The organism is Cellulomonas triticagri, from assembly GCF_003696205.1.
Classification (GTDB): Bacteria; Actinomycetota; Actinomycetes; order Actinomycetales; family Cellulomonadaceae; genus Cellulomonas; species Cellulomonas triticagri.
In genome coordinates, this window is record NZ_RFFI01000070.1 from 1 (window position 1) to 23490 (window position 23490).

At 73.1% G+C, this 23490-nt stretch carries 19 protein-coding genes; 15 read left to right on the top strand and 4 right to left on the bottom strand.

What is annotated here, in order from left to right:
* Nucleotides 1-284 precede the first annotated feature (284 nt).
* From uvrB to EBM89_RS12865, 4 genes are all read left to right on the top strand, one after another.
* A complete protein-coding gene (uvrB, locus tag EBM89_RS12850) occupies nt 285-2387 on the top strand; it encodes an excinuclease ABC subunit UvrB (protein WP_122149840.1) in 2103 nt (700 codons plus the stop codon).
* Nucleotides 2388-2452: 65 nt separating this feature from the next.
* Nucleotides 2453-2899 carry a VOC family protein gene (locus tag EBM89_RS12855; protein ID WP_122149825.1) on the top strand — a complete coding sequence of 149 codons (447 nt, stop codon included), beginning with the start codon at nt 2453-2455 and terminating at the stop codon, nt 2897-2899.
* 203 nt (nt 2900-3102) lie between these two features.
* On the top strand, nt 3103-4143 hold the full coding sequence (locus tag EBM89_RS12860; RefSeq protein WP_122149826.1) for a TerC family protein: 1041 nt from the start codon (nt 3103-3105) through the stop codon (nt 4141-4143).
* Nucleotides 4144-4147: 4 nt separating this feature from the next.
* Nucleotides 4148-5149 (top strand): TerC/Alx family metal homeostasis membrane protein, encoded by a 1002-nt coding sequence (locus EBM89_RS12865; protein WP_122149827.1) that lies wholly within the window; start codon nt 4148-4150, stop codon nt 5147-5149.
* A gap of 14 nt (nt 5150-5163) precedes the next feature.
* On the opposite strand, the gene EBM89_RS12870 is transcribed toward EBM89_RS12865, so the two are convergent.
* Nucleotides 5164-5454, bottom strand: a complete 291-nt coding sequence (locus EBM89_RS12870; RefSeq protein WP_122149841.1) for a YciI family protein — start codon at nt 5452-5454, stop codon at nt 5164-5166.
* A 69-nt stretch (nt 5455-5523) separates the two neighbouring features.
* On the opposite strand from EBM89_RS12870, the gene EBM89_RS12875 reads away from it, so the two are divergent.
* Entirely contained in the window at nt 5524-6690 is a 1167-nt protein-coding gene (locus EBM89_RS12875; protein ID WP_122149828.1) for an acyl-CoA dehydrogenase family protein, read from the top strand.
* An 81-nt stretch (nt 6691-6771) separates the two neighbouring features.
* Here EBM89_RS12875 and EBM89_RS12880 read toward each other — a convergent pair whose 3' ends face one another.
* Nucleotides 6772-8214, bottom strand: coding sequence for a DUF4190 domain-containing protein (locus tag EBM89_RS12880; RefSeq protein WP_122149829.1), 1443 nt, complete (start codon nt 8212-8214; stop codon nt 6772-6774).
* 103 nt (nt 8215-8317) lie between these two features.
* Nucleotides 8318-10168: a glycoside hydrolase family 15 protein gene (locus tag EBM89_RS12885; protein ID WP_122149830.1), complete on the bottom strand. Its 1851-nt coding sequence runs from the start codon at nt 10166-10168 to the stop codon at nt 8318-8320.
* Nucleotides 10169-10269: 101 nt separating this feature from the next.
* Here EBM89_RS12885 and uvrA point away from each other — a divergent pair, with 101 nt between their 5' ends.
* On the top strand, nt 10270-13143 hold the full coding sequence (uvrA, locus tag EBM89_RS12890; protein ID WP_439647186.1) for an excinuclease ABC subunit UvrA: 2874 nt from the start codon (nt 10270-10272) through the stop codon (nt 13141-13143).
* On the opposite strand, the gene EBM89_RS12895 is transcribed toward uvrA, so the two are convergent.
* Nucleotides 13133-13663: an OsmC family protein gene (locus EBM89_RS12895; RefSeq protein ID WP_122149831.1), complete on the bottom strand. Its 531-nt coding sequence runs from the start codon at nt 13661-13663 to the stop codon at nt 13133-13135. The genes uvrA and EBM89_RS12895 overlap by 11 nt on opposite strands.
* An 83-nt stretch (nt 13664-13746) precedes the next feature.
* Here EBM89_RS12895 and uvrC point away from each other — a divergent pair, with 83 nt between their 5' ends.
* From uvrC to EBM89_RS12940, 9 genes are all read left to right on the top strand, one after another.
* Nucleotides 13747-15840, top strand: coding sequence for an excinuclease ABC subunit UvrC (uvrC, locus tag EBM89_RS12900; RefSeq protein ID WP_122149832.1), 2094 nt, complete (start codon nt 13747-13749; stop codon nt 15838-15840).
* 36 nt (nt 15841-15876) lie between these two features.
* Nucleotides 15877-16821 carry an RNase adapter RapZ gene (gene rapZ / locus EBM89_RS12905; protein WP_122149833.1) on the top strand — a complete coding sequence of 315 codons (945 nt, stop codon included), beginning with the start codon at nt 15877-15879 and terminating at the stop codon, nt 16819-16821.
* Complete coding sequence (locus tag EBM89_RS12910; RefSeq protein ID WP_233571722.1) at nt 16818-17801, top strand: gluconeogenesis factor YvcK family protein; 984 nt, start codon at nt 16818-16820, stop codon at nt 17799-17801. Before rapZ ends, EBM89_RS12910 begins: the two co-directional genes overlap by 4 nt.
* 5 nt (nt 17802-17806) lie before the next feature.
* Complete coding sequence (whiA, locus tag EBM89_RS12915) at nt 17807-18787, top strand: DNA-binding protein WhiA (RefSeq protein ID WP_122149834.1); 981 nt, start codon at nt 17807-17809, stop codon at nt 18785-18787.
* A 234-nt stretch (nt 18788-19021) separates the two neighbouring features.
* On the top strand, nt 19022-20026 hold the full coding sequence (gap, locus tag EBM89_RS12920) for a type I glyceraldehyde-3-phosphate dehydrogenase (protein ID WP_122149835.1): 1005 nt from the start codon (nt 19022-19024) through the stop codon (nt 20024-20026).
* 135 nt (nt 20027-20161) lie between these two features.
* Nucleotides 20162-21352, top strand: a complete 1191-nt coding sequence (locus EBM89_RS12925) for a phosphoglycerate kinase (protein WP_122149836.1) — start codon at nt 20162-20164, stop codon at nt 21350-21352.
* A 5-nt stretch (nt 21353-21357) separates the two neighbouring features.
* The gene (tpiA, locus tag EBM89_RS12930; RefSeq protein ID WP_122149837.1) at nt 21358-22140 is read left to right on the top strand and encodes a triose-phosphate isomerase; all 783 of its coding nucleotides are present in this window, start codon (nt 21358-21360) and stop codon (nt 22138-22140) included.
* Nucleotides 22141-22369: 229 nt separating this feature from the next.
* Complete coding sequence (secG, locus tag EBM89_RS12935) at nt 22370-22612, top strand: preprotein translocase subunit SecG (protein WP_122149838.1); 243 nt, start codon at nt 22370-22372, stop codon at nt 22610-22612.
* Between the two features lie 13 nt (nt 22613-22625).
* Nucleotides 22626-22982: an RNA polymerase-binding protein RbpA gene (locus tag EBM89_RS12940; protein WP_122149839.1), complete on the top strand. Its 357-nt coding sequence runs from the start codon at nt 22626-22628 to the stop codon at nt 22980-22982.
* Nucleotides 22983-23490 lie beyond the last annotated feature (508 nt).

Genomic DNA, 23490 nt, shown 5'->3' on the forward strand with positions numbered 1-23490 from the left:
GTGCACGTGCCGCGCCTCCCGGAGCAGGTCGCCGACGGCGCCGCGTCGCTCGCCGCGGACCGGGCCGGGGCCGGCCTGGCCGCGCTGCTGCGCGCCGCGCTGCGCACCCGCGAGGACGTGGCGCTGGTCGCGGGCACGCTGTCCTGACCTCCTGACCTCCTGACCTCCTGGCCTCCTGGCGCGGGGGTCCGCCGTCACGTCGTGGGCTGGTCGGCGGTGCGCCTGCGGCGAACTGGTGACCCCTGCGGTGGGGTGTGTCAGAGGGGAGACGTACGGTGGACGCCATGCGTCCCGTGACCGACCTGCAGCGCACCGTCGCCCCGTTCGAGGTGGTGTCCGAGTTCACGCCCTCGGGTGACCAGCCGACCGCCATCGCCGAGCTCGCGCAGCGCATCCAGGCGGGGGAGAAGGACGTCACGCTGCTCGGCGCGACGGGTACCGGCAAGTCGGCCACCACGGCCTGGCTGATCGAGAAGCTGCAGCGCCCGACGCTGGTCATGGCGCCGAACAAGACGCTGGCCGCCCAGCTCGCGAACGAGTTCCGCGAGCTGCTGCCGAACAACGCCGTCGAGTACTTCGTCTCGTACTACGACTACTACCAGCCCGAGGCGTACATCGCGCAGACGGACACCTACATCGAGAAGGACTCGTCGATCAACGACGAGGTCGAGCGCCTGCGGCACTCCGCCACGTCCTCGCTGCTGACCCGCCGCGACGTCGTCGTGGTCGCGTCGGTGTCCTGCATCTACGGCCTCGGCACGCCGCAGGAGTACGTCGACCGGATGGTCACGCTCGACGTCGGCGACCAGGTGGACCGGGACGCGCTGCTCCGGCAGTTCGTGTCGATGCAGTACAGCCGCAACGACATGGCGTTCACGCGCGGCACCTTCCGGGTGCGCGGCGACACCGTCGAGATCATCCCGGTGTACGAGGAGCTCGCGATCCGCATCGAGTTCTTCGGCGACGAGATCGAGGCGATCCAGACCCTGCACCCGCTCACCGGCGACGTGGTGCGCAACGAGCAGCAGGTGCACATCTTCCCGGCCACGCACTACGTCGCGGGCCCGGAGCGCATGGAGCGCGCCATCGCCCGCATCGAGCACGAGCTCGAGGAGCGCCTGAAGGACCTGGAGCGCGCGAACAAGCTGCTGGAGGCTCAGCGGCTGCGCATGCGCACCACCTACGACATCGAGATGATGCGGCAGATCGGCTCCTGCTCCGGCATCGAGAACTACTCGCGGCACATCGACGGCCGCGAGGCGGGCACCGCCCCGAACACGCTGCTGGACTACTTCCCCGAGGACTTCCTGCTCGTCATCGACGAGTCGCACGTCACCGTGCCGCAGATCGGCGCGATGTACGAGGGCGACATGTCCCGCAAGCGCAACCTCGTGGACTTCGGGTTCCGGCTGCCCAGTGCCATGGACAACCGGCCGCTGCGCTGGGAGGAGTTCGTCGAGCGCATCGGGCAGACGGTCTACCTGTCGGCGACGCCGGGCGACTACGAGCTCGCCATGTCCGACGGCGTCGTGGAGCAGATCATCCGCCCCACCGGCCTGGTCGACCCCGAGGTCGTGGTCAAGCCCACCCAGGGCCAGATCGACGACCTGCTGGAGGAGATCCGGCTCCGCGTCGAGAAGGACGAGCGCGTCCTCGTCACCACCCTGACCAAGAAGATGGCCGAGGACCTCACGGACTACTTCCTGGAGAAGGGCGTGCGGGTCCGGTACCTGCACTCCGAGGTGGACACGCTGCGCCGCGTCGAGCTGCTGCGCGAGCTCCGGATGGGCGAGTACGACGTCCTCGTCGGCATCAACCTGCTCCGCGAGGGCCTGGACCTGCCCGAGGTCTCGCTCGTGGCGATCCTCGACGCCGACAAGGAGGGCTTCCTGCGCTCCGGCAAGTCGCTCATCCAGACGATCGGCCGCGCGGCCCGCAACGTCTCCGGCCAGGTGCACATGTACGCGGACAAGATCACCCCCGCGATGCAGATGGCGCTGGAGGAGACCGACCGCCGGCGCGAGAAGCAGATCGCGTACAACACCGAGCGCGGCATCGACCCGCAGCCGCTGCGCAAGAAGATCGGCGACATCACCGACCTGCTCGCCCGCGAGGACGCCGACACCGCCGAGCTGCTGGGCGGCGCGGGGCGGCAGGCCAGCCGCGGCAAGGCGCCGGTGCCGGGCCTGAGCTCGAAGGGCGCGCCCACCGAGCGCACCAAGCTCACCGGGGCCGCGGCGGGCGAGCTCGCGGGGCTCATCCAGGAGCTCAGCGACCAGATGCACACCGCCGCGGGCGAGCTGCAGTTCGAGCTCGCCGCCCGGCTGCGGGACGAGATCTCGGGGCTCAAGAAGGAGCTCCGGCAGATGCAGGCCGCGACGGCCTGAGCATCGCCCGGACGAGGCGGGACAACCCCGCACGAGGACGGGCGAGGCGGGACGAGGAGGCTCGGATGGCGCTCGAGGTGCAGGTCGTGCTCGACGCGGGGTCCCCGCGCGCGCTCGGCGACTTCTGGAAGATCGCGCTGGGCTACGTGGAGGAGCCGCCACCGGCGGGCTTCGCCACGTGGGACGAGGCGCTGGACGCGTGGGGACTGCCCCCGGACGACCGGGACGTCGCGTACGCGATCATCGACCCGGACGGGGCGGGGCCGCGGGTGTTCTTCCAGCGGGTGCCGGAGGGCAAGACCGCGAAGAACCGCGTGCACCTCGACGTCCGGTACTCCGCCGCGCAGGGCGTCGACCGCGAGGACCGCGCGGCCAAGCTCGCGGCGGCCCGGGAGCACGTGGCCGTCCTCGTGGCGGCGGGTGGTTCCGTGCTGACCGAGGTGGACGACCCGCGCGAGGGCGCCTGGGTGGTTATGGCCGACCCGGAGGGCAACGAGTTCTGCGTCACGTGAGCCGACACGGGGACGTGTCGCGCCGGACCGGGACTCATGTCCTATAGTTGCCGACGCAGTGGAGGGGAGTATCCCGACACGACGCCCCCCGTCAGCACGGTCGCCATGGAAGCCGACCCGGGAGCGTCGGCCTGGTGAGCCAGGTGGGAGAGACCTCCGGTACTCAGTCGTATCTTCGCAACGTCCGTACCGGAGGAACACCTATGTCCGTCGACCTGTGGGTCTGGATCGCGACCGCCGTCGCGATCGTCGGGATGATCCTGTTCGACTTCTTCGCGCACGTGCGCACCCCGCACGCGCCGTCCTTCAGGGAAGCCGCGACCTGGTCGACGGTCTACATCGTGCTCGCGATCGTGTTCGGCCTCGGGCTCGGCATCGTCTGGGGCTGGGACCACGGCACGGAGTACTTCGCCGGGTACGTGACCGAGAAGAGCCTGTCGGTCGACAACCTCTTCGTCTTCCTCATCATCATGACGAAGTTCGCGGTGCCCCGGGAGTTCCAGCAGAAGGTCCTGCTGGTCGGCGTCGTCATCGCCCTCGTGCTGCGCACCGTGTTCATCCTGCTGGGCGCCGCCGCCATCGAGCAGTGGTCCTGGGTGTTCTACATCTTCGGCGCGTTCCTCGTGTACACCGGCATCAAGCTGGCCAAGGAGAAGCACGACTCCGAGGAGGTCTCGCACGCCGACGAGCAGAAGGACGGCCTCGCGGTCCGCCTGCTGAAGAGGGTCCTGCCGACCACCGAGGAGTACCACGGCGACCGCCTGACCACCGTGATCGACGGCAAGCGGTTCATCACCCCGATGCTCGTCGTCATGGTCGCCATCGGCGCCACCGACGTGCTGTTCGCCCTCGACTCCATCCCCGCGATCTACGGCCTCACGCAGGAGCCGTACATCGTGTTCACGGCCAACGCGTTCGCGCTGCTCGGCCTGCGCCAGCTGTACTTCCTCATCGGCGGCCTGCTGGAGCGCCTGGTCTACCTGAACAAGGGCCTGTCGTTCATCCTCGGCTTCATCGGCGTCAAGCTCGTGCTGCACGCCATGCACGTCAACGAGCTGCCGTTCATCAACGGCGGCGAGCACATCGAGTGGGCCCCCGAGATCCCGACGTGGCTCTCGCTGCTCGTGATCCTCGGTACGCTCACCGTCGCCACCGTCGCGAGCCTCATCAAGACCCGCCGCGACGCTGACGCCGCCTCGGCCGCCGTGACCGACGCGCAGGAGCCCGCCACCAAGGAGCACTGACCCGTTGGACGTCTCACCGCTCGTCTGGTGCGTGTCGCTCGGTCTCGCCGCCGCCGTCCTGATCGTGGACGTCGCGGTGGTGGGCCGGCGGCCGCACATCCCCTCGACCGCCGAGTGCCTGCGGTACCTGGGGGTGTACATCGGGCTGGCGGTGGCGTTCGCGGTCCTCGTGTGGGCCGTGTGGGGCGCCGACCCCGCCGGTGAGTTCGTCGCCGGGTGGCTCACCGAGTACTCGCTGTCGGTCGACAACCTGTTCGTGTTCCTGCTGATCATGAGCCGGTTCGCCGTCCCGCGGCAGTACCAGCAGACGGCCCTGCTGATCGGCATCATCCTGGCGCTGGTGTTCCGCGGCGTGTTCATCGCCGCCGGCGCCGCCGTCATCGCCAGCTTCAGCTGGGTGTTCTACCTGTTCGGCGCGTTCCTGGTGTGGACGGCCGTCAAGGTCGCGCGCGAGGGCGTCGGTGAGGAGGAGTCCGCGGAGGACTACCGCCCGCCCGCCCTCGTGCGCGCCGTCCAGCGCGTGCTGCCCACCACCGACGGGTACCACGGGGTGCACCTCACGGCCCGCGTGCACGGGCGGCGGGCGGTCACGCCGATGCTGCTCGTGCTCGTCGCCATCGGCGCGACCGACCTGCTGTTCGCGTTCGACTCGATCCCCGCGGTGTTCGGCCTCACGCAGGAGCCGTACCTCGTCCTCATGGCGAACGTGTTCGCGCTCATGGGGCTGCGGCAGCTGTACTTCCTGCTCGGCGGGCTGCTGACCCGACTGCGCTACCTCAACATCGGGCTGGGCGTGCTGCTCGGGTTCATCGGCGTCAAGCTCGTGCTCCAGGCGCTGCACGAGAACTCCCTGCCGTTCCTCAACGGCGGCGAGCCCGTCGCGTGGGCGCCCGAGCTGCCGTCGTGGGTGTCGCTTGCCGTGATCGTCGTGACGCTCGGCGTCACCGCCGTCACGAGCATCGCGGCGGCCCGACGCGACGAGCGCCGGGCCGACGTCAGCGCCTGAGCGACGGGTACGGGTCAGCGGGGCTCGGCCCAGGGGCCGAGGACCAGCGTCCACGGGCGCACCTCGACGTCGGCGATCACCCCGGCGTGCGCGAAGGGGTCCGCCGCGAGCACCGCGTCCAGCGCCGCGCGGTCGGCGACGTCGAACACCAGCAGGGCGCCCGGCGTGCCGTCGGTGAACGGGCCCGAGCCGAGCAGGTCGCCGCGCTCGGCGACCCCCCGCAGGTAGGCGCGGTGCTCGGGACGGACCTCGTCCTGGAGGTCGGCGCGCTGGTCGTACGTGTACCGGACGGCGAAGGTGGCCATGCCCGCCATGATGCCCGACGCGCGCAGTGCGCGAGACGCCCGAGGTGCCCTGGGTGCGAGAGTGGGGGCATGAGCCGACCGGAACCGCGCACCCTGCTCACCGACGACCTGCTGCGCCGCGTCGCCGAGCGCGCGCCGGTGCACGACCGCGAGAACACCTTCCCGGACGCCGACCTCGACGACCTGCGGGACGCGGGCTACCTGCGCGCGTTCGTCCCCGAGCGCCTGGGCGGCGCCGGACTGACGCTGGAGGAGGTCGCGCGCGAGCAGGTCCGGCTCGCCGGTGCCGCCCCGGCGACGGCGCTGGCCGTGAACATGCACCTCGTCGTCACCGGCATGGCGGCGCTGCTCGCCGCGCGCGGGGACGACTCCCTGGACCACGTGCTGCAGGACGCCGCGGCGGGGGAGGTGTTCGCGTTCGGGAACTCCGAGGCGGGCAACGACCTGGTCATGTTCGGCTCGCGCACGCGCGCCGAGCGGCAGCCGGACGGCGGGTACCGGTTCACCGGCACCAAGATCTTCACGTCCCTGGCACCCGTCTGGACGCGGCTGGTCACCTTCGGGCGCGACGACGAGCACCCCGACGGGTCGCGCCTGGTGCACGCCGTGGTCGCGCGTGCCGACGGCGGCGTCACGACCAAGGACGACTGGGACACCCTCGGGATGCGCGCCACCCAGAGTCGCACCACCGTCCTCGACGGGGCGTACGCCCGGCCCGACCGCGTCGTCCGCGCCCTGCCGCCCGGGCCCAGCGCCGACCCGTACGTCTTCGCCCTGTTCGCCGCGTTCGAGGTGCTGCTCGCCGCCGTCTACACCGGGATCGGGCGCCGCGCCCTCGACCTCGCCGTCGCCGCCGCGCACCGGCGCACCTCGATGAAGCACGACGGGCGGCCGTACGCCCAGGACCCCGACATCCGGTGGCGGGTCGCCGACGCCGCGCTCGCGCAGGACGGCATCGAGCCGCAGGTGTGGTCGCTCGCCCGCGACGTCGACGACCGCGTCGACCACGGCGCCCGCTGGTTCAGCCTGCTCGTCGGGCTGAAGGTGCGGGCGACGGAGACGGCCCGCCAGGTGGTCGACGGCGCGATCCGGGTCGCCGGGGGCGGCTCCTACTTCTCCGGCCACGAGCTCGGGCGGCTCTACCGGGACGTCCTGGCCGGCCTCTTCCACCCGTCGGACGACGAGTCCGCGCACGCCACCGTCGCGACCGCGTGGCTCGGCCCCCTGGACGACTGACCCCGGACGACTGACCCCGGAGGGCCGACCCCGGACGCACGAGCGCCCCGGGACACCAGTCCCGGGGCGCTCGACGTGCGCTCAGGCGGCGAGCTCGAGCTCGCAGCTGAACGAGTCCGTCACGCGGCCGCCGCAGGTGAGGCCGAAGTCCTCGTACGAGGAGCCCTCGGGCGACGCCCAGTACAGGTCGTCGCAGGCCGTGCCATCGCCCGCCGCGCACGCGTCGTAGAGCGCGTCGAGCGCGGGGTCGCTGCCGTACCCGCCGGACGACGCGCCGGTGTCGGCGGCGCCCTCCTCGGTGCCGGCCGTGTCGTCGCCGAACAGGTCCTCCAGGTCCTCGGGCAGGCCGCTGCCGCCGTCGGCGCAGTACGCGCTGCCGTCGGTCGTGCCGCCGCAGGTGGCACCGAACTCCTCGTACTCCGAGTCGACCGGCGCGCTCTCGTACAGGGTGTCGCACGCGGTGGCGTCCCCGGCCGCGCAGGCGTCCCACAGGGCATCGAGCTCGGCGTTGTCGCCGTACGTGAAGCCGTCCTCGAACGCCGAGCAGGAGACCGTGCCGTCGGTGCGGCCGCCGCACGTCTTGCCGAACTCCTCGTGGTCCGATCCGATCACCGAGTCCTGGTAGAGGTCGTCGCACGCGCCCATGTCGCCCGCCTCGCACTGCGAGTGCAGCGTGTCCAGCCGGTCGTTGTGCGACTGCACCGCGAAGAACACCGTGAGCCCCACCGCGATCGAGCCGAGGATCGCCAGGCCGCCGAGCACGATGCCCGCGATGGCGAGGCCCCTGCCCTGCGTGCCGTTCTTCTTGACGCGGCCCAGGCCGATGACGCCCAGCACGATCGGCACGACGCCCATCAGCAGGATGCCGGTGACGAGCGCGGCGATCGAGACGCCGTCCGTCCGCTGGCCCGCGGGGACCGGGCCGGGGTACTGGCCGTACGGGGCGGCGCCGTACGGGGTGCCGCCGGGCGGCGGCGGGTAGCCGGGACCGCCGGCGCCCTGCTGGCCGGGCTGACCCGGCTGCTGGCCCTGCTGCGGGTAGCCGTAGGGTGCGCCGGTCGGGGTCGGCTGGCCCGACGGCCCCGGGGCGCTCGACGGGTTCTGGCCCGGGGCCGCGAACGCGGCGTACGGGTCGGTCGCCGGTGCGGTCGGCTGCCCAGCGGGGGTCGTGCCGTCCCCGGGCGTGCTCGGCGTGCTGGCGGACGCGCCGGGGGCCGTCGGCCACGCCGAGGTCCCGGTGCCGGACGTGCCGGTCGGGGGCGCCGGGGTGGTCGGGAACGCGACGGTCGGCTGACCCGGGACGGGGAACGCCTGCGTCGGGGCGTCCTGCGCGGGGCGCGGGAACGCCTCGGTCGGGGTGTCCGCCGCGGGCGTGGCCGGGCCGGTGCTCGACGGCGCCTCGTAGCCGGAGGGGGCGGGCCCGCTGCTGCTGGAGGCCTCGTACCCGGAGGGTGCGGGCGCGGGCCAGGTGCGGTCGTCCGGCTCGCGCCCGGGCTCCGGCGCGCTGGTGCCGTCGTTCGACATGGACGTCCCTTCGGAGGTGTGCGGTTGCTGTGCGCCATCATGGCAGACTGCCTCTGACCGGGAGGAACACGGACAGACCGGACATCCCCCGTTCGTGTGGGCGTCACCGCGTCGCGCTGCCCGCCGCCGCCCGGTCGTGCGCGTGCACCGCGCGCACCAGCGCGAGGTGCGAGAGCGCCTGCGGCACGTTGCCGACCATGCGACCCGTGGCGGGGTCGTACTCCTCGGCCAGCAGACCCACGTCGGTCCGCAGGCCGACGAGCACGTCCAGCACTGCTGCCGCGCCCTCGACGTCGCCCCCGCGCGCCAGCGCGTCCGCCAGCCAGCCGCTGCACGCGAGGAACGGGTGCTCGCTCCCGCGCAACCCGTCGTCCGTCCGGTCGGTCCGGTACCGCAGCAGCAGGCCCGGCGCGACCTCGAGCTCCGCCCGGACGGCGGCCACGGTGGCGCGCAGCCGCGGGTCGTCCGGGGGCAGGAAGCCCGTGCCGGGCAGCTGCAGCAGCGCCGCGTCGGTGTGCGTCGCCCCCTCGTGCTGCACGAACGTCCCCGCGTCCTCGTCCCAGCACCGGGCGAGCACGTCGGCGTGCACGGCGTCGCGCTCCCGCCGCCACCGGTCGAGGGTCGCGTCGTCGGCGGGCATCCCGTGCTCCTCGACGCCGCGGACGGCGCGGTCGAGCGCGACCCACGCCATCACCATCGAGTGCGTGAAGCGCCGCGGCGCGCCCCGGACCTCCCAGATCCCGTTGTCCGGGAGGCGCCACGTCCGGCACAGGTGCTCCACGAGGTGCGTCTGCAGCGACCAGGAGTCCGGGCTCTCGGCGACCCCGGCCTCCCGCGCCAGGTGCAGTGCCGCCATCACCTCGCCGAGCACGTCGTTCTGCACCTGGCCGACCGCCGCGTTGCCCACCCGTACCGGTCGCGACCCCGCCCAGCCCGGGAGGTGGTCGAGCGTGCGCTCCGGCAGGTCCCGGCTGCCGTCCACCCCGTACATGATCTGCACCTGCGCGGGGTCGCCCGCCACGGCCCGCAGCAGCCACTGCCGCCACTGCTGCGCCTCGTGCCGGTAGCCGTGCTCCAGCAGGGCGCTCAGCGTCAGCGCGGCGTCCCGCAGCCAGCAGTAGCGGTAGTCCCAGTTCCGCTCGCCGCCCGGGTCCTCCGGCAGCGACGTCGTCGCGGCGGCGACGATGCCGCCCGTCTCGGCGTCCGTCAGCAGCCGCAGCACCAGCAGCGAGCGGACCACGGCGTCCCGGTACGGGCCGCGGTAGCGGGACGCGCGCGCCCAGTGCGCCCACCGGTGCTCGGTCGCCTCCACCCGGTGCGCGAGCCGCGGGGCGCGGGGGACCGGTCGCCACGACGGCACCCAGGTCTGGGAGAACGTCACCTCCTCGCCCGCCGCGAGGTCGAACGCGTCGGCGTGGGCGCGGTGCCCGTCGCCGCTGCCCGGGCGGGGCAGGCGGTCGCCGCGCAGCACCAGGCTGTCCGGGCCCGCCACGGCCCGGATCACCTCGCCCTCGCCCTCCGCGTCGGGGACCCGGTGCACCCACGGCAGCACCGCTCCGTAGCCGAACCGCACCACCCACTCGTGCCGCACCCGCACCCGCCCCTGCGTCACGGTGAGCCGCCGCACCAGGTCGCACCGGTCGTCGCCCAGCGGCATCGCGTCGAGCAGCACGGCCGTGCCGGTGGGGGTCTCGAACGTCGTCTCCAGCACGAAGGAGTCGTCCAGGTACCGCCGCGTCACCGCGGTCGCGTCATCGACGGTGAGCAGCCAGCGCCCGTGCTCGGGCCCGCCGAGCAGCGCCGCGAAGCAGGCGGGGGAGTCGAAGCGCGGCGGGCAGAGCCAGTCGACCGACCCCGCGCGGGACACCAGCGCGGCCGTGCGGCCGTCCCCGAGCACGGCGTACTCGCCGATGGGGGTGCTGGCCGGGGTCGTGCTGGGCGGCGCCGTCGTCACGGGGCCATCATGGGCGGGCCTGCCCGAGCGCGCGCGTCGGGGCGGACGTGACCACCGACACCGTTCGAACACGTGTGCGCATGTCGGTGGTCCGCCGTAGCATGGCGCGCGTGAACGATCGACTGGTGGTCCAGGGGGCCCGCGAGCACAACCTCCGCAACGTCGACCTCGACCTCCCGCGCGACAGGCTCATCGTCTTCACCGGCCTGTCCGGGTCCGGGAAGTCGTCGCTGGCCTTCGACACCATCTTCGCCGAGGGGCAGCGCCGGTACGTCGAGTCCCTCTCCGCGTACGCCCGGCAGTTCCTCGGGCAGATGGACAAGCCCGACGTCGACTTTATCGAGGGCCTGTCGCCCGCGGTGTCGATCGACCAGAAGTCGACCAACCGCAACCCCCGGTCGACCGTCGGCACCATCACCGAGGTCTACGACTACCTGCGCCTGCTGTTCGCGCGCGCCGGGACCCAGCACTGCCCCGTCTGCGGGGAGAAGGTCACCGCGCAGACCCCGCAGCAGATCGTGGACCGGCTGCTCGAGCTGCCCGAGGGCACCCGCTACCAGGTCCTCGCGCCCGTGGTGCGCGGCCGCAAGGGCGAGTACGCCGACCTGTTCAAGGAGCTCCAGGCCAAGGGCTTCGCCCGCGCCCGCGTGGACGGCGAGGTCGTCCAGCTCGCCGAGCCGCCGACGCTGGAGAAGAAGCTCAAGCACGACATCGAGGTCGTCGTCGACCGCCTCGTGTCGCGCGAGGGCGTGCAGCGCCGCCTCACCGACTCCGTCGAGACCGCACTCGGCCTGGCCGGCGGCCTCGTCGTGGTGGACATGGTCGACATGGACGCCGACGACCCCGAGCGCGAGCGGCGGTTCTCCGAGAACCGCGCCTGCCCGAACGACCACCAGCTCACGCTGGAGGAGATCGAGCCGCGCACGTTCTCGTTCAACGCCCCCTACGGCGCCTGCCCCGAGTGCACCGGCATCGGCTCGCGCCTCGAGGTCGACCCCGAGCTCGTCGTCCCCGACGAGGACCTGTCGCTGCGCGACGGCGCCGTGGCGCCCTGGGCGCAGATCTCGTCCGAGTACTTCGAGCGCGTGCTGAGCGCCCTCGCCGAGGACCTCGGCTTCTCGATGGACGTCCCGTGGCGCGCGCTGCCCGAGCGGGCGCGGCTCGCCGTGCTGCACGGCGAGAACCACAAGGTGCACGTCAAGTACAAGAACCGCTGGGGCCGCGAGCGGCAGTACTCCACCGGCTTCGAGGGCGTCGTGACGTTCCTCGAGCGGCGCCACACCGAGACCGAGTCGGAGTGGAGCAAGGAGAAGTACGAGGCCTACATGCGCGAGGTCCCGTGCCCCGTGTGCGAGGGCACCCGCCTCAAGCCCGAGGTGCTGGCCGTGCTGGTCGGCGGCAAGTCCATCGCCGACGTCTGCGCCCTGCCGATCCGCGAGGCCAAGGAGTTCCTCGACGGTCTCGAGCTCGGCGTCCGCGAGCGGCAGATCGCCGAGCAGGTCCTCAAGGAGATCCAGGCGCGCCTCGGCTTCCTGCTGGACGTCGGCCTGGACTACCTCTCGCTCATGCGCGCCGCCGCCACGCTGTCCGGCGGCGAGGCCCAGCGCATCCGGCTGGCCACGCAGATCGGCTCCGGCCTGGTCGGCGTGCTGTACGTGCTGGACGAGCCGTCCATCGGCCTGCACCAGCGGGACAACCGGCGGCTCATCGACACCCTGACCCGGCTCCGGGACCTCGGCAACACCCTCATCGTCGTCGAGCACGACGAGGACACCATCCGCACGGCCGACTGGATCGTGGACGTCGGTCCGGGCGCGGGGGAGCACGGCGGCCGCGTCGTGCACTCCGGCGACCTGCAGGGGCTGCTGGACTCCCGCGACTCCGTCACCGGGGCGTACCTGTCCGGGCGACGCCAGATCCCCATGCCCGCGCAGCGCCGCAAGGTCGACAAGAAGCGCCAGGTCACCGTGCACGGGGCGCGCGAGCACAACCTCAAGAACATCGACGTGTCGTTCCCCCTGGGCACGTTGACCGCGGTCACCGGCGTCTCGGGCTCCGGCAAGTCCACGCTCGTGAACTCGATCCTCTACACGGTGATGGCGAACGAGCTCAACGGCGCCCGCCGCGTCGCCGGCCGGCACAAGCGGGTCAGCGGCCTCGACCAGCTCGACAAGGTCGTGCACGTCGACCAGGGCCCCATCGGCCGCACGCCGCGCTCCAACCCCGCGACGTACACCGGCGTGTGGGACCGGATCCGCAAGCTGTTCGCCGAGACCACCGAGGCGAAGGTCCGCGGCTACACGGCCGGGCGGTTCTCGTTCAACGTCAAGGGCGGCCGCTGCGAGGCGTGCTCCGGCGACGGCACCCTGAAGATCGAGATGAACTTCCTGCCGGACGTCTACGTCCCCTGCGAGGTCTGCCACGGCGCGCGGTACAACCGCGAGACGCTCGAGGTGCACTTCAAGGGCAAGACCGTCGCCGACGTGCTCGACATGCCGATCTCCGAGGCCGCCGAGTTCTTCGCCGCCGTGCCCGCCATCGCCCGGCACCTCACGACGCTGGTCGAGGTCGGCCTCGGCTACGTGCGGCTCGGGCAGCCCGCGCCGACGCTCTCGGGCGGCGAGGCGCAGCGCGTCAAGCTCGCCACCGAGCTGCAGCGCCGGTCCACCGGCCGCACGGTGTACGTCCTGGACGAGCCCACCACGGGGCTGCACTTCGAGGACATCCGCAAGCTGCTCGGTGTCCTGCAGGGCCTGGTCGACAAGGGCAACAGCGTGCTCGTCATCGAGCACAACCTCGATGTCATCAAGAACGCCGACTGGGTCGTCGACATGGGCCCCGAGGGCGGCTCCGGCGGTGGCACCGTCGTCGCGCAGGGCACCCCCGAGCAGGTCGCGCGGGTCGAGGCCAGCCACACCGGGCGGTTCCTCGCCGAGGTGCTGGGCGACCCCGCCCAGGAGCGCGTCAGCGCGTGACGATCCCGGCGTCCGTGGTCTCCAGGACCGCGGGCGCGGGGTCGGTCCGCACGGGGAACGTCACCGAGCGGGCGATGAAGCAGTGCTCGTGCGCCCGGCGGTGGAGGTCCGCGAGCTGCGCGTCCAGCCCGGGCGCGCCGTCGTCGCCCGGCACCGCGCCACCGGGGCGCACAGTCACGTGCGGCCGGAGCACCACCTCGGTGAACTGGCCGTGCCCCGCGGCCTCGACGCGCATCGTCCCCGACGCCCGGTCGGAGTAGCCGACGACCACCACACCGGAGGTCGCCGCGAGGTGGAGGAACCAGAGCATGTGGCAGGACGAGAGCGACGCGACCAGGAGCTCCTCCGGGTTGTGCCGCGCGGGGTCCCCGCGGAACGCCGGGTCCGCCGAGCCCAGCACGACCGGCTTGCCCGGCACCCGGACCTCGTGGTCGCGCCCGTACGCGGCGTACCCGGTGGTCCCGGCGTCGCCCGCCCCGGTCCAGACGACCTCGGTCGCGTACTCGTGCAGCAGCCCCATCGGGCCACGGTACCGGCGGGCGCCCGGTGGGGCCCGGCCGACCGGTGCGGGACCTGTCGGCGGGTCGAACTACGGTGGTGCGCATGGCTGACCCCGCGACCTACCGCCCCGCTCCCGGGGAGATCCCGGACCAGCCGGGCGTCTACCGGTTCCGGGACGAGCACGGCCGCGTCGTGTACGTCGGCAAGGCCAAGAGCCTGCGCTCGCGCCTGAACAGCTACTTCCAGGACGTCGCCGGGCTGCACCCGCGCACCCAGCAGATGGTCACCACCGCGGCGTCGGTGCAGTGGACCGTGGTCGGCACCGAGGTCGAGGCCCTGGCGCTGGAGTACTCCTGGATCAAGGAGTTCGACCCGCGGTTCAACGTCAAGTACCGCGACGACAAGTCCTACCCGTACCTCGCGGTGACGCTGGCCGAGCAGTTCCCCCGCGTGCAGGTGATGCGCGGCGCCAAGCGCCCCGGCACCCGCTACTTCGGGCCGTACGCGCACGCCTGGGCGATCCGGGAGACCGTCGACCTGCTGCTGCGGGTGTTCCCCGTGCGCACCTGCTCGGCGGGGGTGTTCAAGCGCGCCAAGCAGCAGGGACGGCCCTGCCTGCTCGGGTACATCGACAAGTGCTCGGCACCGTGCGTCGGCAAGATCTCGCAGGAGGACCACCACGTCCTCGCCGAGGAGTTCGCCGACTTCATGGCGGGTGACACCGCCCGGTTCACCAAGCGCCTGACGGCACGCATGCAGGAGGCCGCCGCGGACCTCGACTACGAGCGCGCGGCCCGGCTGCGCGACGACATCGGCGCGCTGAAGCGGGCCACCGAGAAGAACGCCGTCGTGCTGTCCGACGGCACCGACGCCGACATCTTCGCGCTGGCCGGTGACGAGCTCGAGGCCGCCGTCCAGGTGTTCCACGTCCGCGACGGCCGGATCCGCGGCCAGCGCGGCTGGGTGGTCGAGAAGGTCGAGGCGCTGTCCGACGCCGAGCTCGTCGAGCACCTGCTGCAGCAGGTCTACGGCGATGACCCGGGCGACGGCGCCGCCACGGCAGGCGGCGCGACCGCGGGCTCCGTGCCGCGCGAGGTCCTCGTGCCCGTGCTGCCGCCCGACCTGGACCAGGTGCAGGCCTGGCTGTCCGGCCTGCGCGGCAGCCGCGTGCAGGTGCGGGTCGCGCAGCGCGGCGACAAGCACGAGCTCGCCGAGACGGTCCGCAAGAACGCCGAGCACGCCCTCGCCCTGCACCGCACCCGGCGCGCGGGCGACCTCACCACCCGCAGCCAGGCGCTGCAGGAGATCCAGGAGGCGCTGGGGCTCGACTCCGCGCCGCTGCGCATCGAGTGCTACGACGTCTCGCACAACCAGGGCACCTACCAGGTCGCGTCGATGGTCGTCTTCGAGGACGGCCTGCCGCGCAAGGGGGAGTACCGCACCTTCGGCATCCGGGGCCCCGAGGGCACCGGCGCGCGGGACGACACCGCGGCGATGCACGAGGTCATCACCCGCCGGTTCCGCCGCTACCTCGCGGAGCGCGAGAAGGCGGGCGACCTGGAGCTCGGGCTCGGGGAGGACCAGGTCGCCGAGGCGCTGGCCGACGCCGACGCGGGTCCTGTCCGTTCCGGCCCGGTCGACGAGTCCACGGGGCGGCCCCAGCGGTTCGCGTACCCGCCCAACCTCGTGGTCGTGGACGGCGGGCCCCCGCAGGTCGCCGCCGCGGCGGCCGCGCTGGCCGAGCTCGGCGTGGACGACGTCGCGCTGGTGGGCCTCGCCAAGCGGCTCGAGGAGGTGTGGCTGCCGGGGGAGGACTACCCGGTGATCCTGCAGCGCTCCTCCGAGGGGCTGTACCTGCTGCAGCGCGTCCGCGACGAGGCGCACCGGTTCGCGATCACCGCGCACCGCAAGAAGCGCAGCAAGGGCATGACGGCGTCCGCCCTCGACTCGGTGCCCGGGCTCGGGCCCGCCCGCTCCGCGGCGCTGCTCAAGCACTTCGGCTCGCTCAAGCGGCTCAAGGCCGCGTCGGCGGAGGAGATCGCGACCGTGCCCGGGATGGGGGAGCGCACCGCCGCGGCCGTCGTCGCCGCGCTGGCCGGGCAGGCGGTCACGCACGTCGCCCCCGTCGTGCCCGGCGCGGAGCCGGCACCCGCGGCGGACGGCCAGGTGGACGCACCCGCCGACGCGCACGGGTAGGGAGGCAGGGGGCCGGGAGGCTGGCATGCTGGGGGCATGAGCGACGAGATCTCGCCGATCACGGTCCCCCAGGGCATCCCCGCCATCGAGGCGGCGACCGAGGCCCCCCGCGTCCAGCAGCCGCACGTCCTGATCATCACCGGCATGTCCGGCGCGGGCCGCACCCGCGCGGGCGCCGTGCTGGAGGACATGGGCTGGTACGTCGTCGACAACCTGCCCGCGCAGATGCTCACGCACCTCGTGGGCATGCTGACGCACGGCGGCCCGCCCAGCGCCGACCTGCGGATCGCGGCGGTGGTCGACGTGCGCGGCCGGGAGTTCTTCGCCGACCTCCTCGCGGTCCTCGGGCAGCTGCGCGAGTCCGGCGTCGACTACAAGATCCTGTTCCTCGACGCCTCCGACGAGGTGCTGGTCCGCCGGTACGAGCAGGTCCGCCGCCCGCACCCGCTGCAGGGCGAGGGCCGGATCCTCGACGGCATCGCCACCGAGCGCACCCTCCTCGCGGACATCCGGGAGCGGGCCGACGAGCTCATCGACTCCTCGGAGACGAACGTCCACGAGCTCGCGCGGATCGTGCGCGGCCTGGTGTCGACCGAGCACGACGACGAGCTGCGGGTCAACGTCATCTCGTTCGGCTTCAAGTACGGCATCCCGCTGGACGCCGACCACGTCGTGGACGTGCGGTTCCTCGCCAACCCCTACTGGATCACCGAGCTGCGGCACATGTCCGGGCGGGACGCCCCCGTGCGCGACTACGTCCTCGGCCTGCCCGGGGCGCTGGAGTTCGTGGACCGGTACGTCGACGCCCTCGAGCCCGTGCTGTCCGGCTACGTGGCCGAGGAGAAGCGGTTCGTCACGATCGCGGTGGGCTGCACGGGCGGCAAGCACCGCTCGGTCGCGATCAGCGAGGCCGTCGCGGAGCGGCTGCGGGCCCGGGGCCAGCGCGTCACCGTCGCGGCGCGGGACCTCGGCAAGGAGTGACCACGGCCCGCGACACGCAGCGGCCGGCGTTCGTCGCCCTCGGCGGCGGGCACGGCCTGTCCGGCACCCTCGGGGCGCTCCGCCGCGTCACCGACCGCCTCACGGCCGTCGTGACCGTCGCCGACGACGGCGGGTCCTCCGGCCGCCTGCGGGGCGAGCTCGACGTGCTCCCGCCGGGCGACCTGCGGATGGCGCTGTCGGCGCTGTGCGACGACTCCGACTGGGGCCGCACCTGGCGCGACGTCCTGCAGCACCGGTTCACGTCCAGCGGCGACCTCGACCAGCACGCGGTCGGCAACCTGCTCATCGTCGCGCTGTGGGAGCTGCTGGGGGACACCGTCGACGGGCTCGACTGGGTGGGCCGCCTGCTCGGCGCGCGCGGCCGGGTGCTGCCGATGGCGGCGGTGCCGCTCGACATCGAGGCGGACGTGCGCCGTCCGGACGGCACGCTCGACCTCGTGCGCGGGCAGAGCCACGTCGCCGTCGCCCGCGACCCGATCGAGGCCGTGCGGCTGCTGCCCGAGCGTCCGCCCGCGCGCCCCGAGGCGGTCGCCGCCGTCGAGGACGCGGACTGGGTCGTCCTCGGCCCGGGGTCCTGGTACACCTCCGTGATCCCGCACCTGCTGGTGCCGGACCTCGCGGACGCGCTGCACCGCACCCGCGCCCGCAAGGTCCTCGTGCTCAACCTGCAGGCCGACGCCGAGACCGCGGGCATGGGCCCGTGCGAGCACCTGGACGCGCTGCGCGCGCACGCCCCCGACCTGCGGGTCGACGCGGTGATCGCCGACCCCGGGTCCGTCGACGACGTCGACGAGCTGGAGGAGCGCACCCGCGCCGCCGGCGGCCGCCTGCTGCTGCGCCAGGTCCGGCGCGGCGACGGCACGCCCCGGCACGACGCGCTGCGCCTGGCCGCCGCGATCAGCGACGTGGTCGAGGGCTACCTCGGCGACGTCGGGGGTGCTCGCGGGATGGCAGGATGACCCGCATGGCTCTGACGGCACAGGTGAAGGACGAGCTTGCGCGGCTCCAGGTCGACAAGACGTCGTGCCGCAAGGCGGAGGTGTCGGCGACCCTGCGGTTCGCGGGCGGGCTGCACATCATCTCGGGGCGCATCGTCATCGAGGCCGAGCTCGACACCGGTGCCGCGGCCCGGCGGCTGCGCACCGCCATCGCCGAGGTCTACGGGCACGGCTCCGAGGTCATCGTGGTGTCCGGCGGCGGTCTGCGCCGCGGCAACCGGTACGTGGTGCGCGTCGTCAAGGACGGCGAGTCGCTGGCCCGGCAGACCGGCCTGCTCGACAACCGCGGGCGCCCCGTGCGGGGCCTGCCCCCGCAGGTCGTCGGCGCCGGTGCGCAGGAGGCCGCGGCCGCGTGGCGCGGGGCGTTCCTCGCGCACGGCTCGCTGACCGAGCCCGGGCGCTCGTCCGCGCTCGAGGTCACCTGCCCGGGCCCGGAGGCCGCGCTCGCGCTCGTCGGCGCCGCGCGCCGCCTGCAGGTGCCCGCCAAGTCCCGCGAGGTCCGCGGGGTCGACCGCGTCGTCATCCGCGACGGCGACGCCATCGCCGCGATGCTCGCCCGGCTCGGCGCCCACGAGACGCTGCTGGTCTGGGAGGAGCGGCGCGTGCGCCGCGAGGTCCGGGGGACCGCGAACCGGCTGGCGAACTTCGACGACGCCAACCTGCGCCGGTCCGCCCGCGCGGCGGTCGCGGCCGGGGCCCGCGTGGAGCGCGCGTTCGAGATCCTCGGGCCGGACGTCCCCGAGCACCTGCGCGAGGCGGGGGAGCTGCGCCTCGCGCACAAGGAGGCGTCGCTGGAGGAGCTCGGCAAGCTCGCCGACCCGGTGCTCACCAAGGACGCCGTCGCGGGCCGGATCCGGCGGCTGCTGGCCACCGCGGACAAGCGCGCGCAGGAGCTCGGGATCGGGGACACCGAGTCCGGGCTGAGCCCTGACCTGCTGGACCTCTAGGACGCCGGCGGCGGGCCGGGTGCCAGCCCCCGCGCACCACGGCCGGTGCGCGCGCCGGGCAGACCTAGGTCCCTGCGGCACCCACCGCTCGGGTATAGGCTTTGTGCCATCCGGATGTCTCCAACGGGTCAAGTTCCTGTGACCACGGGGTTTCCGGTAGCGCACAGCGGCGTGCGCAGTCCATCACCGCAACAGTGTGCGCTGGCCCCTGCCGGCGCGTGCCGAGGAGGGCAAGTGACCATCAAGGTCGGGATCAACGGCTTCGGCCGCATCGGGCGCAACTTCTACCGTGCCATCGTGGCCTCGGGCGCCGACATCGAGATCGTCGGCGTCAACGACCTGACGGACAACAAGACGCTGGCGCACCTGCTCAAGTACGACACCGTGCTGGGCCGCTTCCCGCTGAGCGTCGACTTCGACGAGAACAACATCATCGTCGACGGCAAGAACATCCGCGCCCTCGCGGAGCGCGACCCGGCCAACCTCCCGTGGGCCGAGCTCGGCGCCGACATCGTCATCGAGTCGACCGGCTTCTTCACCGACGCCGAGAAGGCCAAGGCGCACATCGCCGCCGGCGCCAAGAAGGTCATCATCTCCGCCCCGGCGAAGAACGAGGACGCGACCTTCGTCATGGGTGTGAACCACACCGACTACGACGCCGCCGCGCACCACATCATCTCCAACGCGTCGTGCACCACGAACTGCCTCGCGCCGATGGCCAAGGCCCTCAACGACGCGATCGGCATCGAGCGCGGTCTCATGACCACGATCCACGCGTACACCGGCGACCAGAACCTGCAGGACGGCCCGCACAAGGACCTCCGACGTGCCCGCGCCGCCGCGCAGAACATCGTCCCGACCTCGACCGGTGCGGCCAAGGCCGTGGCGCTCGTGCTCCCGGAGCTCAAGGGCAAGCTCGACGGCTTCGCCATGCGCGTCCCGACGATCACCGGCTCCGCCACCGACCTGACCTTCACCGCCTCGCGCGAGGTCACCGTCGACGAGGTCAACGCCGCGGTCAAGGCCGCCGCCGAGGGCCCGCTCAAGGGCGTGCTGTCCTACGTCGAGGACGAGATCGTGTCCTCCGACATCGTGACGGACCCGCACCAGAGCATCTTCGACGCCAAGCTCACCAAGGTGTCGGGCGACCTGGTCAAGGTCGTCTCCTGGTACGACAACGAGTGGGGCTACTCGAACTCCCTCGTCGCCCTCACCAGCTACGTCGGCGAGCGTCTCTGACACTCGTCCGTCAGTAGCGACGGTCATGCGTCCGCGTGCGCCGGGGTCGGTCAACGGCCCCGGCGTCCGCGGACGCTGCCATGTAGGAGCCCTGGTCGTCGTGCCCGACGGCCGCTCGCAGCAAGGTAGGAGAGCATGAAGACCATCGAGGACCTCGGCGACCTGCGCGGCAAGCGCGTGCTCGTCCGCTCCGACTTCAACGTGCCGCTCGACGGCACGACGATCACCGACGACGGCCGCATCCGCGCCGCGCTGCCCACGCTGCAGCGCCTCGTGGACGCCGGCGCCCGCGTCGTCGTCACCGCGCACCTCGGCCGCCCCAAGGGCGAGCCCGACGCGAAGTACTCGCTCGCGCCCGTCGCCGCCCGCCTCGGCGAGCTGCTGGGCCAGGACGTCACCCTCGCGGGCGACGTCGTCGGCGAGTCCGCGCAGGCCACCGTCGCCGCGCTCCAGGACGGGCAGGTCGCCCTCCTCGAGAACATCCGCTTCGACGCCCGCGAGACCTCCAAGGACGAGGCCGAGCGCGGCGCGCTCGCCGACGAGCTCGCGGCCCTCGCGGACGCGTTCGTGTCCGACGGCTTCGGCGTCGTGCACCGCAAGCAGGCGTCCGTCTACGACGTCGCCCTGCGGCTGCCCCACGCGGCCGGCACCCTGGTGCTCGCCGAGGTCGAGGCGCTGCGCAAGGCCGTCGAGGACCCGGAGCGTCCCTACGTGGTCGTGCTCGGCGGCTCGAAGGTCTCCGACAAGCTCGGCGTCATCGCGAACCTGCTGACCAAGGCCGACAAGCTGCTCATCGGCGGCGGCATGGTCTTCACCTTCCTCAAGGCCCAGGGTCACGAGGTCGGCTCCTCCCTGCTCGAGGAGGACCAGGTCGAGACCGTCAAGGGCTACCTCGCGCAGGCGCAGGAGTCCGGCGTCGAGATCGTGCTCCCCGTCGACATCGTCGCGGCCGACGGCTTCGCGGCCGACGCCCCGCACGAGACCGTCGCGGCCGACGCCATCCCGGCCGGCAAGATGGGCCTGGACATCGGCCCGAAGTCGGGCGAGCTGTTCCGCGCGGCCATCCTCGACGCGAAGACCATCGCGTGGAACGGCCCCATGGGCGTCTTCGAGTTCCCGGCGTTCGCCGAGGGCACGAAGGCCGTCGCGCAGGCGCTCGTCGACACCGACGGCTTCTCCATCGTCGGCGGCGGCGACTCCGCCGCGGCGGTGCGTCGTCTCGGCTTCGACGAGGCCGGCTTCGGCCACATCTCCACCGGCGGCGGCGCGTCGCTGGAGCTCCTCGAGGGCAAGACCCTCCCCGGCATCGCTGTCCTGGAGGACTGATCCGCATGGCACGCACCCCCCTGATCGCAGGCAACTGGAAGCTCAACCTCGACCACCACGAGGCCGTGCACCTGCTCCAGAAGCTCGCCTGGACGCTCAAGGACGCCAAGCACGACTTCTCGGACGTCGAGGTCGCCGTGCTGCCGTCGTTCACCAACATCCGCTCCGTGCAGACGCTGGTCGACGCCGACAAGCTGGAGATCGGCTACGGCGCGCAGGACGTGTCGCAGCACGCGTCCGGCGCCTACACCGGTGAGGTCTCCGCCGCGCAGCTCGCGAAGCTCGGCGTGACCTACGTGGCCGTCGGCCACTCGGAGCGCCGCGAGTACCACGGCGAGTCCGACGCGGTCGTCGCCGCCAAGGCCGTCGCGGCCTTCGGCGCGGGCATCGTCCCGATCGTGTGCGTCGGCGAGGGCCTCGAGGTCCGCAAGGCCGGCGAGCACGTCGCGTACACCCTCGCGCAGCTCGAGGGCTCGCTCGCCGGCATCACCGCCGAGCAGGCCAAGACCGTCGTCATCGCCTACGAGCCCGTCTGGGCCATCGGCACCGGCGAGGTCGCCACCCCCGAGGACGCGCAGGAGGTCTGCGAGGCCGTCCGCGGCAAGCTCGCCGAGCTGTACTCGGCCGAGGTCGCCGACGCCGTCCGCGTGCTCTACGGCGGTTCCGTGAAGTCCGGCAACGCCGCGCAGATCATCGGCAAGGCCGACGTCGACGGCGCGCTCGTCGGCGGCGCGTCGCTCGACCCTGAGGAGTTCGCGAAGATCGCGCTCTTCCGGGCGAACGCCTGATCGCACCCCGAGGTCACGCCCGCGCGTGACCCCGACAGCGGCCCGGCAGCGGGGTGCGGTGGTCACCACGACCACCGCACCCCGCCCCCGGACCGGCTAACCGGTCCGCCTCCCGGCCTGTCGTGCTGGATCACGGGGCCCGGAGTCGCCTACCCTGGACCGCGGTCGCCCCGGCGACCACCCCGCCCCGCACCGGGACGGGCACCCTGAGCGAGAGAGTCAGACCGTCGTGACAGCCCTCACCATCGCCCTCCAGGTCATCCTGGTGGTCACGAGCCTGCTGCTCGTCCCCCTCGTCCTGCTGCACAAGGGCAAGGGCGGCGGTCTGTCCGACATGTTCGGCGGCGGCATCACCTCCAGCGCCGGCAGCTCCGGCGTCGCCGAGCGCAACCTGAACCGCATCACCGTGGGCGTCGCCCTGGTGTGGGCGGTCGTCATCATCCTGCTCGGCCTCGTCGAGCGCGTGAGCTGAGGAGCGGACGACCATGGCGAGCGGAAGTGCCATCCGGGGGTCGCGCGTCGGTGCCGGCCCCATGGGCGAGGCCGAGCGCGGCGACGCCGCCCCCCGCGTCTGGATCTCCTACTGGTGCGCGAACGGCCACGAGACGCGCCCCAGCTTCGCCGAGGAGGTCGCCGCCGAGGCGCCCGAGACGTGGGACTGCCCGCGCTGCGGGTTCCCCGGCGGGCAGGACCAGGCGAACCCGCCGTCTCCCGTGCGCAACGAGCCGTACAAGACGCACCTCGCGTACGTGAAGGAGCGCCGGTCCACCGAGGACGGTGAGGCGATCCTCGACGAGGCGCTGACCGCGCTCCGCGCGCGCCGCCGCGGCGGGGTGCGCTGACGGACCGCCCTGTGCCGCGGCGTCTCCGGGCAAGCACCACGCCCTGAGCGGCACCGCGAACGCGGCTGCACCACGCGACGCACCACGACCGACGAGCAGGGCCCGGGAGCATCACGCTGTCGGGCCTTCGCCGTCCCCGGACGCTGGCTCCTGCTCGTGCGTCCCGACGGCCGACCGCTGCTTTCCCGACCGCTGCCTTCCCGACCGCTGCCTCCCGACTGCTGCCTCCCGGCACCGGACGTCGGAGACCTGATCAGGCCGCGCCGGTCGGGTCGGCGGCGTCGCCGCCGGTGCGCGAGGTCGGGACAAGCAGTCGAGGTCGGGGAAACCGTTCCACCGACCGCGCACGGATCCACCGACCTCGCGCCGCGCGGCGCGGCCGCGCGCTGCTGGCCGTTCGCGCCTCGCGCCGTTGCCGCCCTGCGTCGCGCCGTCCGCGCTGCGCTGCGTCCGTCCTGCGCTGCGCTGCGCTGAGCCGCCCGCCTTGCGCCGGCAGCGCCTCGGGTGC